At 31.3% G+C, this 15,182-nt stretch carries 12 protein-coding genes; 2 read left to right on the top strand and 10 right to left on the bottom strand.

Going from position 1 to position 15,182, the window contains the following annotated elements; genetic code table 11:
- Nucleotides 1–104: 104 nt before the first annotated feature.
- The 4 genes from galE to COE53_RS16380 are packed head-to-tail and all read right to left on the bottom strand — an operon-like array spanning nucleotide 105 to nucleotide 4,250.
- Nucleotides 105–1,115: a UDP-glucose 4-epimerase GalE gene (gene galE / locus COE53_RS16395; protein WP_069031989.1), complete on the bottom strand. Its 1,011-nt coding sequence runs from the start codon at nucleotides 1,113–1,115 to the stop codon at nucleotides 105–107.
- A 5-nt stretch (nucleotides 1,116–1,120) separates the two neighbouring features.
- Nucleotides 1,121–1,558, bottom strand: coding sequence for a GtrA family protein (locus COE53_RS16390; RefSeq protein WP_069031988.1), 438 nt, complete (start codon nucleotides 1,556–1,558; stop codon nucleotides 1,121–1,123).
- Entirely contained in the window at nucleotides 1,555–2,541 is a 987-nt protein-coding gene (locus tag COE53_RS16385; protein WP_069031987.1) for a glycosyltransferase family 2 protein, read from the bottom strand. The genes COE53_RS16390 and COE53_RS16385 overlap by 4 nt, the downstream gene beginning before the upstream one ends.
- 17 nt (nucleotides 2,542–2,558) lie before the next feature.
- The gene (locus COE53_RS16380; RefSeq protein ID WP_069031986.1) at nucleotides 2,559–4,250 is read right to left on the bottom strand and encodes a DUF6044 family protein; all 1,692 of its coding nucleotides are present in this window, start codon (nucleotides 4,248–4,250) and stop codon (nucleotides 2,559–2,561) included.
- Nucleotides 4,251–4,572: 322 nt separating this feature from the next.
- Here COE53_RS16380 and COE53_RS16375 point away from each other — a divergent pair, with 322 nt between their 5' ends.
- Nucleotides 4,573–6,801, top strand: coding sequence for an alpha-galactosidase (locus COE53_RS16375; RefSeq protein ID WP_069031985.1), 2,229 nt, complete (start codon nucleotides 4,573–4,575; stop codon nucleotides 6,799–6,801).
- A 161-nt stretch (nucleotides 6,802–6,962) separates the two neighbouring features.
- On the opposite strand, the gene COE53_RS16370 is transcribed toward COE53_RS16375, so the two are convergent.
- Nucleotides 6,963–7,445, bottom strand: coding sequence for a glutathione peroxidase (locus COE53_RS16370; protein WP_069031984.1), 483 nt, complete (start codon nucleotides 7,443–7,445; stop codon nucleotides 6,963–6,965).
- Between the two features lie 167 nt (nucleotides 7,446–7,612).
- On the opposite strand from COE53_RS16370, the gene COE53_RS16365 reads away from it, so the two are divergent.
- Nucleotides 7,613–8,557 (top strand): MBL fold metallo-hydrolase, encoded by a 945-nt coding sequence (locus tag COE53_RS16365; protein ID WP_098948381.1) that lies wholly within the window; start codon nucleotides 7,613–7,615, stop codon nucleotides 8,555–8,557.
- Here the strand turns inward: COE53_RS16365 and COE53_RS24045 are convergent.
- The 5 genes from COE53_RS24045 to COE53_RS16340 all read right to left on the bottom strand — a co-directional run bounded on the left by COE53_RS24045 (nucleotide 8,541) and on the right by COE53_RS16340 (nucleotide 15,106).
- Nucleotides 8,541–8,765, bottom strand: coding sequence for a hypothetical protein (locus tag COE53_RS24045; RefSeq protein ID WP_098948380.1), 225 nt, complete (start codon nucleotides 8,763–8,765; stop codon nucleotides 8,541–8,543). The two genes, COE53_RS16365 and COE53_RS24045, sit on opposite strands and share 17 nt — an antisense overlap.
- 351 nt (nucleotides 8,766–9,116) lie before the next feature.
- On the bottom strand, nucleotides 9,117–10,349 hold the full coding sequence (locus COE53_RS16355) for a DEAD/DEAH box helicase (protein WP_069031982.1): 1,233 nt from the start codon (nucleotides 10,347–10,349) through the stop codon (nucleotides 9,117–9,119).
- Nucleotides 10,350–10,877 carry a hypothetical protein gene (locus tag COE53_RS16350; protein WP_069031981.1) on the bottom strand — a complete coding sequence of 176 codons (528 nt, stop codon included), beginning with the start codon at nucleotides 10,875–10,877 and terminating at the stop codon, nucleotides 10,350–10,352.
- A gap of 123 nt (nucleotides 10,878–11,000) precedes the next feature.
- A complete protein-coding gene (locus COE53_RS16345; protein ID WP_069031980.1) occupies nucleotides 11,001–12,875 on the bottom strand; it encodes an ABC transporter ATP-binding protein in 1,875 nt (624 codons plus the stop codon).
- Nucleotides 12,872–15,106: an ABC transporter ATP-binding protein gene (locus COE53_RS16340; protein WP_091021109.1), complete on the bottom strand. Its 2,235-nt coding sequence runs from the start codon at nucleotides 15,104–15,106 to the stop codon at nucleotides 12,872–12,874. The genes COE53_RS16345 and COE53_RS16340 overlap by 4 nt, the downstream gene beginning before the upstream one ends.
- Nucleotides 15,107–15,182 lie beyond the last annotated feature (76 nt).

Here is a 15,182-nt window from a genome sequence, read left to right as displayed (position 1 = left end):
TTAATTGATAAGGTTGTTTTTCAACAGCGTGAAACCTTCACTTGGGGTGAAGGTTTCAGTTTGTTGAAATTCTATCAATTATAATTTTATATTAAATTAAAAATCTAATTATATTGAGTAGTATATTTGTTCTTAAATCCATTAGGGTTTGTTTTATGCCATTTCCAAGCATCCTTAATAATCAAATCGATGTCTTCATTCATTACTTTCCATCCTAAAACTTTTTTGGCTTTCTCTGAAGAAGCAATTAAAACACTTGGATCTCCTTCTCTTCTAGAACCGAATTTATATGGTATTGGATGCTTAGTTATTCGACGAACTGCTTCAACGATTTGTAAAACTGAATACCCCTTATTATTTCCAAGATTAAAAATATCACTTTCTCCACCATTAAAAAGGTAATTAAGTGCTAGTAAATGAGCATTCACTAAATCTTCAACATGAATATAGTCTCTAATACAAGTCCCGTCTGGGGTATCATAATCATCCCCAAAAATAGTAATCTCTTTTCTTTGATTTAAAGCAACTTGTAAAATTAATGGAATTAAATGCGTCTCAGGAGAATGATCTTCTCCAATTTCAGCTGAACTTTTTGCCCCAGCTACATTAAAGTATCTTAGCGAAACATAATTTAAACCATATGCTAAACTACTCCATTTCATCATCTTTTCCATCATTAATTTTGTTTCACCATATGTGTTCGTTGGATCTGTATTGAAATCTTCTGAGATCGGTACGATTTTAGGTTCACCATATACAGCAGCAGAAGATGAAAATACGATATATTTAACATTAAACTCATTCATTACTTCTAATAAAACATGTGTGCCAAATACATTATTGCTAAAATACTCCAACGGTTTTTCCATTGATTCTCCAACTAGACTATTTGCTGCAAAATGTAATACACCATCTATCTTTTCATTTCGAAAAACTGACTTTAAAAATTCTTTATCACGAATATCCCCATGATAAAAAATGGCGTCTGAATGTATCGCTCCTATATTTCCCGTCTGCAAATTATCAACAATTATCACATTTAAGCCATTTTCAATCAGCATGTATACTGCGTGTGATCCTATATAACCAGCTCCGCCAAGTACTAAAATATTCATATTGATCACATTCTTTCGTTTTCAAGTTGTTTTTTAGTCATATTTTTATTTTTAAAAACAAGTAATTTTTGACCAAAATAATTTAAAACCGTATATAACCCAGAACTTATTAAAACAGCTAAGTCATTTTTAAAATTTAGAGATATAAAATCCTGTAAATTTAAAATGTAATCAATTATTTTAGCTCCAAGATTAAATGCTATAAAATAACAGGTTAAAATGACTATGATAAACATTGGGATACTTTTTTTTACGGAGCCTTCACTTTTAAACGTAAAATTCCGATTTAAAATGTAACTAATACATGCTCCTAAAGAATTTCCAATAAATGTTGAAATCCAATAAGATAAACCAAATAAATGAAGTAGTAAATAAATGAATGATAATCCTACAATTGTATTTGCAATTCCTACTACAATAAAACGGAAAAATGTCTTATTCATCTTTGCCCCTTATTTACGAGTTCAGATTCGATCATTGTATATAAATCTGTTTCAATAGCATATCTTGGTCGATTTTTAACTTCGTGATAAATCTTTCCAATATACTCACCGATCATTCCAATACCCAATAATTGAACTCCACCAACAAACCAAATTGATACCATTAATGATGGCCATCCACTAACCGTATTCCCTAATATATGTTGAACGATTGCATAGCCACCTGCTATTAAACTAAATAAGATGGATAAAAACCCCAGCAGCGAGACAAATCTAATCGGAGCTATACTAAATGAAGTGATCCCGTCAAACGCAAAGGATAGCATCTTTTTTAATGGATATTTTGATTCACCCGCAAACCTTTCTTTTCGATCGTAATAAACATTAGTTGAAGGAAAACCTACAAGAGGTACTAGTCCTCTTAAGAATAAATTTGTTTCTTTATATTTGAATAATTCATCTAATGCCCTCTTGCTCATTAATCGGAAATCAGCATGATTAGGAACTAGATTAATCCCTATTTTCCCCATGAATCGATAAAACCCAAGTGCTGTTGAACGCTTAAAGAAAGTATCTGTTTCTCTACTGTCTCGTACGCCATAAACAATATCAAATCCCTCTAAATACTTTTCTACAAATTTACGTATTACATTAATATCATCTTGTAAATCCGCATCAATTGAAACTACACAATCGGAATGCTTGTTTGCAATTTCAAGCCCAGCTATGAGTGCGTTTTGATGCCCTACATTTTTTGCAAGCTTTAATCCTCTAACATATTCATTTTCATTACTTTCATTTTCTATTAGTTCCCATGTTCGATCTTTACTTCCATCATCAACAAACAGGATTTTACTATAATCAGAGATAAGAGAATCATCTATTAATTCTTCAATTAAGTAAGTAAGTTGTCTTGTTGTTTCCTCAAAAACTTCCTGCTCATTGTAACAAGGGACAACTATCGTCAATAAAGGTGTTTTCATTTATCATCACATCCATTTCAGTCGTTATTTACCTCGTAAAGATATATACGCCATGCAGAATTTTTATTATTAAATACTTTCTTCAATAAAAGTCCATTACTACTAGCATTTTCAATTGGGACAGCCGCAAAAATATATTCCCCACCCAACTTTTTAAATTCGTTAATATTTAGTTGTAAATGATGGATTTTAACGTTTGAGTCTTTTTTAAATTCATAATTTTTACCTAGTTCAGCTACAAATAGATAGCATCTTCCCCCCCAATGATCGAAGTAATTTTCAAGTAAGGGGCTTTTTTTAAGTTCAGGTGCAATTATTTTTCTAAATTGGTGCTTATACTTTAACGAATAAAAATTATTATAAGTATCGAGCGTGTAAAAACCGTTATATTGAGCAATTGCAGGGTGAATGCCTATACTTGCAACCCGATAGCTATTTTTAGGTTTTCCAATATATTTTGAGATTTCATTAAATTGATTTACAGCATAAAATTGTTTAAATGATGGTTTCCCCGCTACACGATATACAATTTCATCATTCGCACAAAACATGACAAATACTTGAACGACTAAACAAATTTTCACAAACTTTTGCCAGCCTTTTCCCTTTAACCAAAGAAGATAGGCTCCGACAGCAAACATTAAATAGATTATTAAAGGTCTTAAAAAATGAAATCTAGCAAAATTAAACGTATTTAACAGTTGAAATTGTTCTTTTACTGGCTTCCATCCTTTATAAAACCAAAAGGCGTACCAAACGGATAATAAAAAATTAAGAATAAATAAGTATAGAAATCTTTTTTCAATACTATCTCTTTTTTTATTTCTTAAAGTCCAGAATACAATAAAAGATAATGGTACAATGACTAGCGTGTGAAGTGTTAAAACATGGGTATGTCCTAAAAAATAATTCTTAAACACTAATCGTATCGTATGCCAAAAGCCCAATGTAGAGCTTAAAAATTCATTTCTACTTGTTGGTTCAGATGGAATGACGAGTGAGAATACAAGGCGATATTCAATTGCTAAATACATTAAAGTCATTAATAAAATACTTAAAAAGAATACTGGATTGATTTTCTTTTTTACAAATACATCTCTTAACCAAAGCAATCCCATAAATACTAAAAAGAAAAAGAATCCTAATACAAAACTAGAATAAAAGGGTAATAATATAAGAGTCATCCAGTCTTTCCAGGAATATTTTCCAGTTCTTATATTTAGAAACGCCCATAGAGCTAGTGGCATCCCTAATGTACTTAGCATTCCAGATGGCCAAAATGGTGTTAGCGCAAATGCAAGTGAGACCCATACTCTAATTAGGTAATTTTCTTTTGATGTTATAAAATGCTTTTTTAACAGGAGATACATCCCAAGAAACGCAAAAATTCTGGTAATTGTCTGACCTATTGAATAAGCTAGCATTGGCGGAAAGAGATTATTTAGCCACTGTATACCACTAAATTCCGTTCCATAAGCATTTCTTGGTAATCCATCAATGATCTGCGGGATTGTAGAATTTAATTTACCAAATAATTGCCCTGAGTTTTTAAGTGTTTTATACCATGCAATATTTGAATCTAAATTATCATGTACTCTTATATGAGCATTTTCTCCTAGTATGAAAAGTGGAGAAACATAAATGATCATTAAGATTGTTGCAATTATTAAATGTTTATTTTCCTGGCTTAATTTTTTAAATAATTTCATATTTATTACACCACTTTGTATATATTTAGTTTTTGGATTACTGATTAAAATCCCCCTCCTTAGTTCGATCCTTCCAACCTTTTTCTCAGTTCTATTGATTAAATGTTAAAGATTTCGTTTAATAGACGCGTAATTAGATGCTCAATTAATATTAAAATTCTTTTCTGAAAATCAGATGAAAATTTGACTAAAATTTCCTTATTAATTTCAATAAGTAAAAAATATTAATTTTATATTGTGCATAAATATTTGATTAAGCTAATTTCTTTAATAGTATAAAAAGTTTTTAGAAGTAATTAAATCATGTACTAGAGGTGCAATCATGCTGATTTTTGTGGATGACGAACAAAAAAAGTTTCATCTAACAAACGGAAGAATTAGTTATGTATTTTATGTCATGAAAAATGGTCACCTTGGGTCTTTGTATTTTGGAAAAGCGATTGACATTCATTCAAATTTTACGCATATCCAAAATGACAATTCTTCAACAACATATACTTCTTATTACTATGCTGATCGATCGATTAGTCTTGAAACGATCAGACAGGAATATCCCGTATATGGCACTTCTGACTATCGAGAACCGGCATTAAGTATTCGTCAGTTAAACGGTAGCCATATTACTAACTTTATCTATCAATATTATACAATTACAAAAGGGAAACCCATTTTACAAGGTTTACCTGCCACTTATACAGAAAATGATGAAGATGCAGAAACAATTCAGATTGTCCTAGAAGACTCGACTCTTAAAGCAGTGCTTGTAATTTCCTATACAATATTTAAAGATTTATCTGTTATTACTAGAAGTGCATATATTTGTAACCAAGGAATTGAACCATTTTATTTAGAGCGATTTATGAGCACATCGATTGATTTTCCTGACCATGATTTTATTATGATTCAACTAAGTGGTGCATGGTCTAGAGAGAGACATATAATGGAACGACAGTTAGTAATGGGTACACAGGGCATTTCGAGTTTACGTGGCTCAAGTTCACATCAACATAACCCATTTCTTGCCTTTAGAAGAAAAGAGACTACAGAAAATCATGGTGAAGTATTTGGTTTTAATTTAGTTTATAGCTCAAATTTTATTGCTCAAGCTGAAGTTGATCATTACGACATGACTCGAATTACGTTGGGAATAAATCCGTTTCGTTTCACTTGGAAATTATCTGAAAACGAACATTTTCAATCTCCTGAAGTAGTGATGGTGTATTCTGATCAAGGTATGAACGGAATGAGTCAAACTTATCACGATTTATATCGAAATAACCTAATTCGTGGTAATTGGAAAAATAATGAGCGACCTATATTAATAAACAATTGGGAAGCAACTTATTTCAACTTTAATGAAAAATCCTTACTTCAAATCGCAAAAGAAGCAAAAAAGCTTGGGATTGAATTATTTGTATTAGATGATGGATGGTTTGGTAAAAGAAATAATGCTACTAGCTCTCTAGGCGATTGGTATTCAAATACTGAAAAATTCCCTAAAGGGATAGAAAGTTTTGCTAATAAAATTAAAGAGTTGGGTTTAAAGTTTGGTCTTTGGTTTGAGCCCGAAATGGTTAGTCAAAATAGTAACTTATTTAAAAATCATCCTGATTGGATTATTCATACACCTAATCGACAAGTTTCTTTAGGAAGGCATCAATTAGTATTAGATTTCTCGAGAAAGGATGTTGTCGATCACATTTATAAAAAAATGTCAGATGTTATAAAAAATACAAATTTAGACTATATAAAATGGGATATGAATCGAAATATTACTGAGGCTTATTCTATGAAGTTAGCTAATGATCAGCAAGATGAATTTTATCATCGGTATATTTTAGGTGTGTATGAATTATATGAACGACTAGTAAGTGATTTTCCAAATGTGTTATTTGAATCATGTGCTGGCGGCGGTGGTCGATTTGATCCTGGTTTATTGTTTTATGCACCCCAAGCATGGGCTAGCGATAATACAGATCCAATTGAACGATTAAAAATTCAATACGGTACCTCACTACCCTATCCAATCTCTAGCATCGGATCACATGTATCAGCATCACCTAATCATCAAACATTTCGTAATACCCCATTATCAATTAGAGCCAATGTCGCATTCTTTGGAACATTTGGTTATGAATTAAATCCTTTAATACTTACTGAAAAAGAAAAATCAGAAATTAAATCGCAAATACAATTTTACAAACATCACCGATCATTAATTATGAAAGGAGATTTTTATCGGTTACTTGATCCTTTTAAGGAAAACGAAGTAGCTTGGATGGTAATAAGTAAAAACAAAAATGAAGCCATTATAGGTTGGTACAAAATATTAGCAAGTCCAAATCCAAGGAAGTACCAGACTCTAAAACTGACAGGTTTAAATCCAAATAAGAAATATTTACTAAACACTACGAATCTCACTTTTTATGGAAACGAATTAATGGAAAACGGAATTCCCTTACCACTCGAATTTAATGGCCCCAATAAAAAAATTGCAAAACGAGCAGGTGATTTCCAATCTTGCATCTTTCATCTTGTTTGTCCTGATTAATTGTACGAAACTCGTCCTTAATGTCCAATGACGAAGTTTTAAAAAAGTTGAAATATTAACCAATCAAAACGCTTGTCTTTTCGTGCAGCAAATCTTGCAGATGTGCGATAAACACAAGCGTTTTGATATGGTCGAAAACCATTCAATATTAAAAAAGGTTCTTAAGCTTTCAATAATTTCTCAATTGTCGATCTCATCTCTTGAGGATTTGTTTGAGGAGCAAATCGTTCAATGACTTCACCATTTTTATTAATAATAAATTTAGTAAAATTCCATTTTATTGATTTTAACCCCATAATACCAGGAGCTTCCGAGCTTAAATATTTAAATAATGGATCTGCTTTCTCACCATTTACATCAATTTTTCCGAAAACAGGGAATGTTACTCCAAAATTTAATTCACAAAAACTTTGAATTTCTTCATTTGAACCTGGTTCCTGATTCATAAATTGATTGCATGGAAAACCAAGAATTACTAATCCTTCTTCTTTATATTCTTCATATAATGCTTGTAAATCTTTATATTGAGGAGTATATCCACATGCACTTGCAGTATTTACAACAATTATCACTTTATCTTTATATTTTGAAAGTGATACATCTTCGCCCTTGCTATCTTTTACTTCAAAATCATAAATACTCATTTCACATTCCTCCTACTTCCTTATAATGTTAATAGTAATTATTTTCCATCAAAAAGTCTATTCTAATTACTATTTTTTGAAAAAAACCTTCAAACCTATTAGTATTTAAATTATAGTTTAATTAAACTAATTTCTTCACCTTTTAACAATAGAACGGAGGTAAGAGTATGCATGATTTAGGATTTAATACATATTTAATTGATTTATTCGATTTATCGTTTCAGGAACGAACGGGTAGCTATATTATTTTAGATGAAGATATTACTATCATTGAAACAAGCGCTAGTCCTTCCCACGAATATTTATTACAGGGATTAAAAGAGCTACAAATTTCATTAGACAGAATTAAAAATATTATCGTAACACATATTCATTTAGATCATTCAGGTGGCGCTGGCTTACTAATGGAAAAATGTCCTAAAACAACTCTTTTTGTCCATCCAAAAGGAGCTAGGCATTTAGAAGATCCGACAAAATTAATTGCGAGTGCAAAACAAGTTTATGGTGATGATTTTGATCGTTTATTTAACCCAATTCTTCCAATTGACTCTACTAAAATTTATCAGGTAGCTGATGGTGAGGAACTTGTTATTGGTAAAAATCGTAAATTAACATTTTTGCATACTCCAGGTCATGCTAATCATCATATTTCAATTTTCGATTCTTCTAGTAAATTTATGTATACAGGAGATACATTAGGTATTTATTATCCACAGCTTCAAAAAGAAATCGGTACGTTTATTTTACCATCGACATCGCCTAATCAATTTTCATACGATGCAACGTTAAGTTCATCAATAAAAATTCAAGAGTATAACCCGGATGCTATTTGCTTCGGCCATTATGGTTTAACTAGAGATACCAATTTTGTATATGAGTCTTTAAAATTATATTTAGATCGTTTTATTAACCTAACTGCTTCCACGATTGAAGATAATAAAGAAAAACCTTTTTATGAGAAAAGTAGGATTTTGTCAGCAGCATTATATGGTGAAGTAAAACAAGATCTTCAAAATAAGAATATAGAGCAAAGTCATCCAGTTTTCCAGATTATTAAGTTAGATTTGGAAGTTTCAGCTATGGGATTAGTACTAGCTATGGATCAAGATTAATAAAATAAAAAACTTCAGCCATTCGGCTGAAGTTTTTATGCTGTTGAAAAACAACCTTGTCAATTAAATTATCAAATTTTCGTAAAAGGAGTTGAGTGTTGTTGATTTCCACTACAAGATGCTCGCTTTCCATGGGGCGGGATTCTTTAGCCTTCCCGCTAATCCCATAGGAGTCGAGCATCCCTCCGTTCCAATCAAACATATCCATTAAAAAAAGTCTGTAATAAACCCTAATCAAATAGCCTTTACTTAGAATAACCTACCTGTATATTCATCATCTTGTAGGTCAATTAATAACAAACTTTATTTAAACTAATCAATTGAATTTGTTTTTCTAAAAATTAGCTCATTATATTTTTAACTTCTGAAAAAAATCATTAGTTGTCTTATTGGAATCTTGAAATTGCTCAAAGATATTAACATTAAAAACCATTAATAGATCATCCAAAAAATAATAATCTCATCATTAAATAAATGTTCATTTAATTTCGGTTTTCCCTATTGACCTTTCTAAAATTCGACACTGTAAAAAACTTCAGCCATTCGGCTGAAGTTTTTATTATTTTTTAATTTTTTTCATCGGTTTATTTTTACTTGAAACAGGTTTTTTATTTTGATTTGAAACTGGTTTCGATCTTTTTTCTTTTGGCTGATTTTCGTTTAGTTGATTTTCTTTCATTTCGACTTTTTGTATTTCACCGTGTGAAACCGTTAAATGTTCAAAAAACATTTTTTGTGTTCCTCTTAAGCTAAATAAATTCTTTTTCTCTCGAGGTGTTACCAAGTTTATGACAGTACCTTGATTACCCATTCTTCCTACACGGCCACTTCGATGAGTATATTGTTCAACTTTTTCTGGTACATCAAGTGTTATAACATATGGTAACTCTTGTAAATCGATTCCTCGTGCTGCTACGTCAGTTGAAAATAGTAAAGTAGTTTTACCGATTTGAAGATCTTTTAAAACTCGACTTCTTTCCATTTTCCCTAGTTTTGAATGCAATACCGCTGTTTTAATTCCTCTAAAATTTAATTTAGAAGCGTATCCTTCAAGTTTAAATGGATCATTACTAAATACGATTGCTTTCATATTTTGAACAGAAGCAATTCTTCTAAGTAATTCTAACTTCTCTCTTTCTTCACATGGAATAAAACCATGAATTATATTTCCTTCCAAGCTTTGTTCAATCGAAATTTCTTTTAGATTTGAACTTGTTTCCTTTGCAAATTGCATTGCTCCAGGTGTAATTGTTGCTGATAAAAATACTAGTTGGCGATCTTTCATCGTTGCTTTGACAATTTGCGGTAAATCTTTTTGATCATCCGTTTTTAATAATTCATCTACTTCATCAAAAACAATTGTCTTAACACAATGCATTTTTAATTTTTTCTGTTTAATTAATTGTGAAATTCGCCCTGGTGAACCAACGATAATTTTAGGCTTCTGTTTTAATTTTTCAATCTGACGTTTTATATCAGCTCCACCAACAATTGAAGCCACTTTTATATTTGTATTTTGTGTATAGTCTTGAACAACCTGAAAAATTTGCATTACAAGTTCACGAGTTGGAGCCATAATAATAATTTGAGGATTTTCTTCCATTTCATCTACTTTGTTAATTAAAGGTAAAACATATGCAAGAGTCTTACCAGTACCTGTCGGAGATTGCGCTATGACATCGTTCCCATCTAAAATCGCTGGGATTGCTTCCTCTTGAACTGCTGTCCATTTCGTAATATTATTTGCTTTTATTTTTAAAATTGTTTGTTCTGCTAATTGAAAATATTCCATTTAAATCTCCTTTAATATTTGCTCATCGTACCATTGTAACATTATTTCTGTAATATGTACCAATTCTTCTATTAGATCGAAGTCATCTTCCGTCATTTTATTTTGAAATTTTATGTTTACTGACGATTCAATAATATTTTTATCTAAAATAGAATGTTTAATGTTATAAAATGGAGTGAATTGCTCATTTGTCTTATTTTGAAATAAAAGTAGACTTCTTTGAATGATTTCGATTTCTAATGGATTAGGAAAGGAAAATTCAATTTCAATATAACATCCTACTTCAGTATTACCATTAATTAATTCATTATATAAATCACTAGCTGATGTACTCATTGAAAATGTGCAACTTGTTGTCTTAGTCGACTTGTTTAATTTTTTATATCGAATTGAGAATAATCGATCCATTTTGGAAAGATTAACAAAGTCATTTCGATCAGTGATTTCATATTCTCCATCTAAATCTTTGTCATATAAGAGGCCTTCAATTATAACCTTCATATTATCAAAAGCGGTCGGATCAAACATTATCTTAACTCCTTTAATCATTAGATTCCTAAGTTCGTATTTCCTATTATTTATCATAATAAACGAACCACACAAAAAATAATCCGATAAAATCATTTTGATTCAATTTTATCGGATCAATTTTTATTTTATTATCTCAAATTGGCTATTATAAAGATTTGCGTAGAAACCTTCTTTTTCCATTAATTCCTCATGCGAACCTTGTTCAATAATATCGCCATCCTTCATACAAAGAATTAAATCTGCATTTCGAATAGTCGATAGACGATGCGCAATCACAAAACTTGTTCTTCCTACCATTAAATTGTCCATTGCTTTTTGAATGAGTGCTTCAGTTCTCGTATCAACACTACTTGTTGCTTCATCTAAAATTAATATTTGAGGATCTGCCAATATTGCACGAGCAATCGTAATCAGTTGCTTTTGACCTTGGGATATATTATTCACTTCTTCGTTTAGTATCATATTGTATCCATCAGGTAAAGCTCTAATAAAGTGATCAGATTGAGCAGAAATAGAGGCATTTCTTACTTCTTCATCCGTTGCATTAAGCCTTCCAAAGCGGATATTATCTGCTATTGTACCATTAAATAACCAAGTATCTTGTAAAACCATTCCAAATAATGATCTAAGTTCATCCCTTTTAAAATTCTTTATGTTCTGTCCACCGATTGTGATTTCCCCACTATTAACATCGTAAAACCTCATTATTAAATTTACAATTGTTGATTTACCAGCTCCAGTTGGCCCCACAATTGCAATTTTTTGGCCGGGCTTAACGACTAAATTAAAATCATGAATAATCATTTTTTCAGGTGTATAACCAAAAGCTACATGATTGAAGCAAACATCACTTGTCATTTCAATATGATTAATTGATCGTGCATTTGTTACTTCAGGTACTTCTTCTTTCTCTTCTAAAAATTCAAATACTCTTTCTGCAGCAGCTGCTGTTTGTTGAAGTATATTTGAAATATTAGCGATTTGTGAAATTGGCTGTGTAAATGAACGAACATACTGAATGAAAGCTTGAATACCTCCAACAGTCATTGATCCATTTGCAGTAAAATATCCACCTAATATACAAATCGCAACATAGCCAATGTTTCCAATAAAAGTTGTGATTGGAATCATCAGTCCCGATAGAAAATTCGCTCTCCATGCTGATTTATATAACTCATCATTATACTCACTAAAAGCTCTTGTAGATTCATCTTCACCACTAAATGCTTTTACTAAAACATGATTACCTAACATTTCTTCTACATGTCCATTTACTTTCCCTAAATATCTTTGCTGGTTAATAAAATGTTTTTGAGATTTTTTAACAATCATCATGACAAATACCATTGAAAGAGGTAATATGCATAGCGCAACTAAAGTGAGTTGCCAGCTGATCGAAATCATCATGATTGTTATACCAATAATCGAGGTAATCGATGTAATTATTTGTGTTAAACTTTGGTTTAATGTTTGATTAATTGTATCAACATCATTCGTTATTCTAGAAAGAATTTCACCGTGACTTGTTTGATCAAAATAGCTTAAAGGTAATTTATGAATCTTATCATTTATATCACTTCGGAGTTTAAAAGTTACCTTCATCGTAACCCCACTCATTACGTAGCCTTGAAGATATGCAAAAAGTGAGCTTAATAAATATAAACCGATTAACCATAAACCAATTACACTTATTTTTCCAAAATTAATTTTTCCGCTACCGCTAATTTGTTTCATGACACCAGAAAAAATTTCATCAGTCGCTTTACCAAGAATTTTTGGCCCTAGTATTGTAAAAACAGTTGAAATAATTGCTAGAATAAAGACAAAAATGATTGTCTTTTTGTGCGCTCCTAAATAGCTCATCAATTTTGACATCGAACCTTTAAAATCTTTCGCCTTTTGACCTGGCGCCATTGGGATATTTCTTCCAAACATTTGACCGGGCCCGCGACCACCGCCCCGATTTTGAATAGTATTTTTATTAGAATTGCTCATGCTAATTCCTCCTTGGATAACTGCGATGAAGCAATTTCTAAGTATTCAGGGCAATTTTTCAGAAGTTCTTTATGAGTACCTTGACCTACAATCCTACCATTATCTAATACAACAATATGCTCTGCATTCATAATCGTATTTACACGTTGGGCAATTATGATCATCGTAGTTGATTCGATCTCTTCATTTAACGCTTTTCTCAGCGTAAAATCCGTCTTAAAGTCAAGCGCAGAGAAACTATCGTCAAAAATAAGTATTTCGGGTTTCCTTGCTAAAGCCCGAGCGATCGAAATTCTTTGTTTTTGACCACCTGAAACATTATCTCCACCTTGAGAAATTTCAGCATTAAAATCCCCTTCTTTTTGAGAGATAAATTCACTAGCCTGAGCGATTTGTGCTACTCTTTCCATTTCTTCATCAGAAATATTTTTATTTCCGTATTTTAAATTAGAAGCAATTGTCCCTGTTAGTAAAAGTCCTTTTTGAGGTACATACCCTATTTTAGTGCGTAAATCCTTTTGCTTTACTTCCCTTAGATCTACACCATCAACTAAGACTTCCCCTTTGGTAACATCATAAAAACGTAATATTAAATTTGCAATTGTTGATTTTCCCGAACCTGTCGGACCAATAATAGCAGTTGTTTGTCCTGGCTTTGCAACAAATGAAATATTGTTTAGTACATCATTTTCAGCACCTTCATAACGGAAACAAACATTTTTAAATTCAATAAATCCTTTTTTAACTGCTTCAAAGTTTTTATGAAGCGCTGGATCGATAATCGATACATTAGTAGACAATACTTCTGAAATACGAGCAGCAGAAACAGCAGCTCTAGGGACAAGGATAAACATGATTGAAATCATTAAAAATGCTGTAATGATTTGCATTGCATATTGCATAAATGCGATCATATCGCCAACCTGCATATTAGATTTAGCAATTTGGTGAGCACCAACCCAGATGATTAATAGCGATGAGCCATTCATAATCAACATCATTGAAGGCATCATTATTGTCATGATACGATTAACAAATAAATTCGTTTTCGTTAATTCACTGTTTACCTCTTGGAATCTTGTTTTTTCATGTGAAGCATTTCCAAAAGCTCTAATGACCATCAATCCCGTTAAATTTTCTCTTGAAACGAGGTTTAACTTATCTATTAGCTTTTGAATTAATTTAAACTTTGGAATCGCAACTGTCATGATTACCATAATTAAAGAAAGTAGAACGATAACGGCTAATGCAATGATCCAGCTCATCGAAGCAGATTTATTAATAGCCATTATGATTCCACCAATTCCCATAATTGGTGCATAACAAAGCATTCGGATCCCCATCATTAAAAGAGTTTGAATTTGCATTACATCATTTGTACATCTTGTAATCAGTGATGCCGTGGAAAATTTATCAAATTCATTGTTTGAAAAGCTTTCAATTTTTTTGAATACATCTTTACGTAAATTCCTAGCGACACCAGAGGCAATTCTTGAGGACAAGAAGCTGACTAAGACTGTTGCTATTCCTCCAAGTAAAGCAATCGCAATCATAATGAATCCTATTTTTATGATATATAAACTTCCTAGTTTATGTAAATTAACGCCTAGTTCAGTATAAAATGCTTTCGTCATCATAATACCACTTTGTGTTAGTAAGGTTTTATCCGATGAAATAGCTTTATTATGGGCATTTAGTATCGAATTTTTGGGAAGTTTATCAAACATTGGTTGCAACTCATATAGTTTTGCTAGATTTATCTTATTTGAACTAGGCTTACTACTAGTTTGTGCATGACTTACTTTTCCAGTAGCTTCTTCTTGGATAATATTAAATAACGTCCAAGTAGAAGCACCAAATGATTGATCCAGTTGTTTTTCTACATTCTTATTCAATTTTTTCTTTACGTATATGCTCTGATCTGCCTTTTTGTAAATACTTATGTATTTTTTTCCTTTTGAATTTTTATCATTTGCGGATTTTAAATCATAATTTTTAAATATAATTTCTTTTTCCTTATCTGTCATAAAAGTAGTCATTAGTTTCATACCTTTTTGACTAATTGCATCTGGAGCAACATGCAATATACCATTTTGCTGAATACCATTGTTTACAATTTCAGACATATAGTTAGGTAAGTTCAAATCACACATGGCCTGACCAAATAAGAATAATATAGCTAAAATTATACTTGTACTAAATGCTTTTAAATACTTAGCTAACTTGATCAAATGAGCATCTCCCCTATTATGATGTATTTTTTTAAACAATACCTTATACTGAAAAAACTCGCATCAAATGCGAGTA

This window comes from Bacillus sp. AFS029533, from assembly GCF_002585125.1.
GTDB classification, from domain to species: Bacteria; Bacillota; Bacilli; order Bacillales; family Bacillaceae_G; genus Gottfriedia; species Gottfriedia luciferensis_B.
Note: the sequence above shows the minus strand (reverse complement) of the source record. Positions and strands in the feature narration are given on the sequence as shown.

Excerpts from the sequence above, each read along its gene's own strand:
- galE (WP_069031989.1), bottom strand. The coding sequence starts at position 1,115 with ATGAATATTTTAGTACTTGGCGGAGCTGGTTATATAGGATCACACGCA.
- COE53_RS16390 (WP_069031988.1), bottom strand. The coding sequence starts at position 1,558 with ATGAATAAGACATTTTTCCGTTTTATTGTAGTAGGAATTGCAAATACA.
- COE53_RS16385 (WP_069031987.1), bottom strand. The coding sequence starts at position 2,541 with ATGAAAACACCTTTATTGACGATAGTTGTCCCTTGTTACAATGAGCAG.
- COE53_RS16380 (WP_069031986.1), bottom strand. The coding sequence starts at position 4,250 with ATGAAATTATTTAAAAAATTAAGCCAGGAAAATAAACATTTAATAATT.
- COE53_RS16375 (WP_069031985.1), top strand. The coding sequence starts at position 4,573 with ATGCTGATTTTTGTGGATGACGAACAAAAAAAGTTTCATCTAACAAAC.
- COE53_RS16370 (WP_069031984.1), bottom strand. The coding sequence starts at position 7,445 with ATGAGTATTTATGATTTTGAAGTAAAAGATAGCAAGGGCGAAGATGTA.
- COE53_RS16365 (WP_098948381.1), top strand. The coding sequence starts at position 7,613 with ATGCATGATTTAGGATTTAATACATATTTAATTGATTTATTCGATTTA.
- COE53_RS24045 (WP_098948380.1), bottom strand. The coding sequence starts at position 8,765 with ATGGATATGTTTGATTGGAACGGAGGGATGCTCGACTCCTATGGGATT.
- COE53_RS16355 (WP_069031982.1), bottom strand. The coding sequence starts at position 10,349 with ATGGAATATTTTCAATTAGCAGAACAAACAATTTTAAAAATAAAAGCA.
- COE53_RS16350 (WP_069031981.1), bottom strand. The coding sequence starts at position 10,877 with ATGTTTGATCCGACCGCTTTTGATAATATGAAGGTTATAATTGAAGGC.
- COE53_RS16345 (WP_069031980.1), bottom strand. The coding sequence starts at position 12,875 with ATGAGCAATTCTAATAAAAATACTATTCAAAATCGGGGCGGTGGTCGC.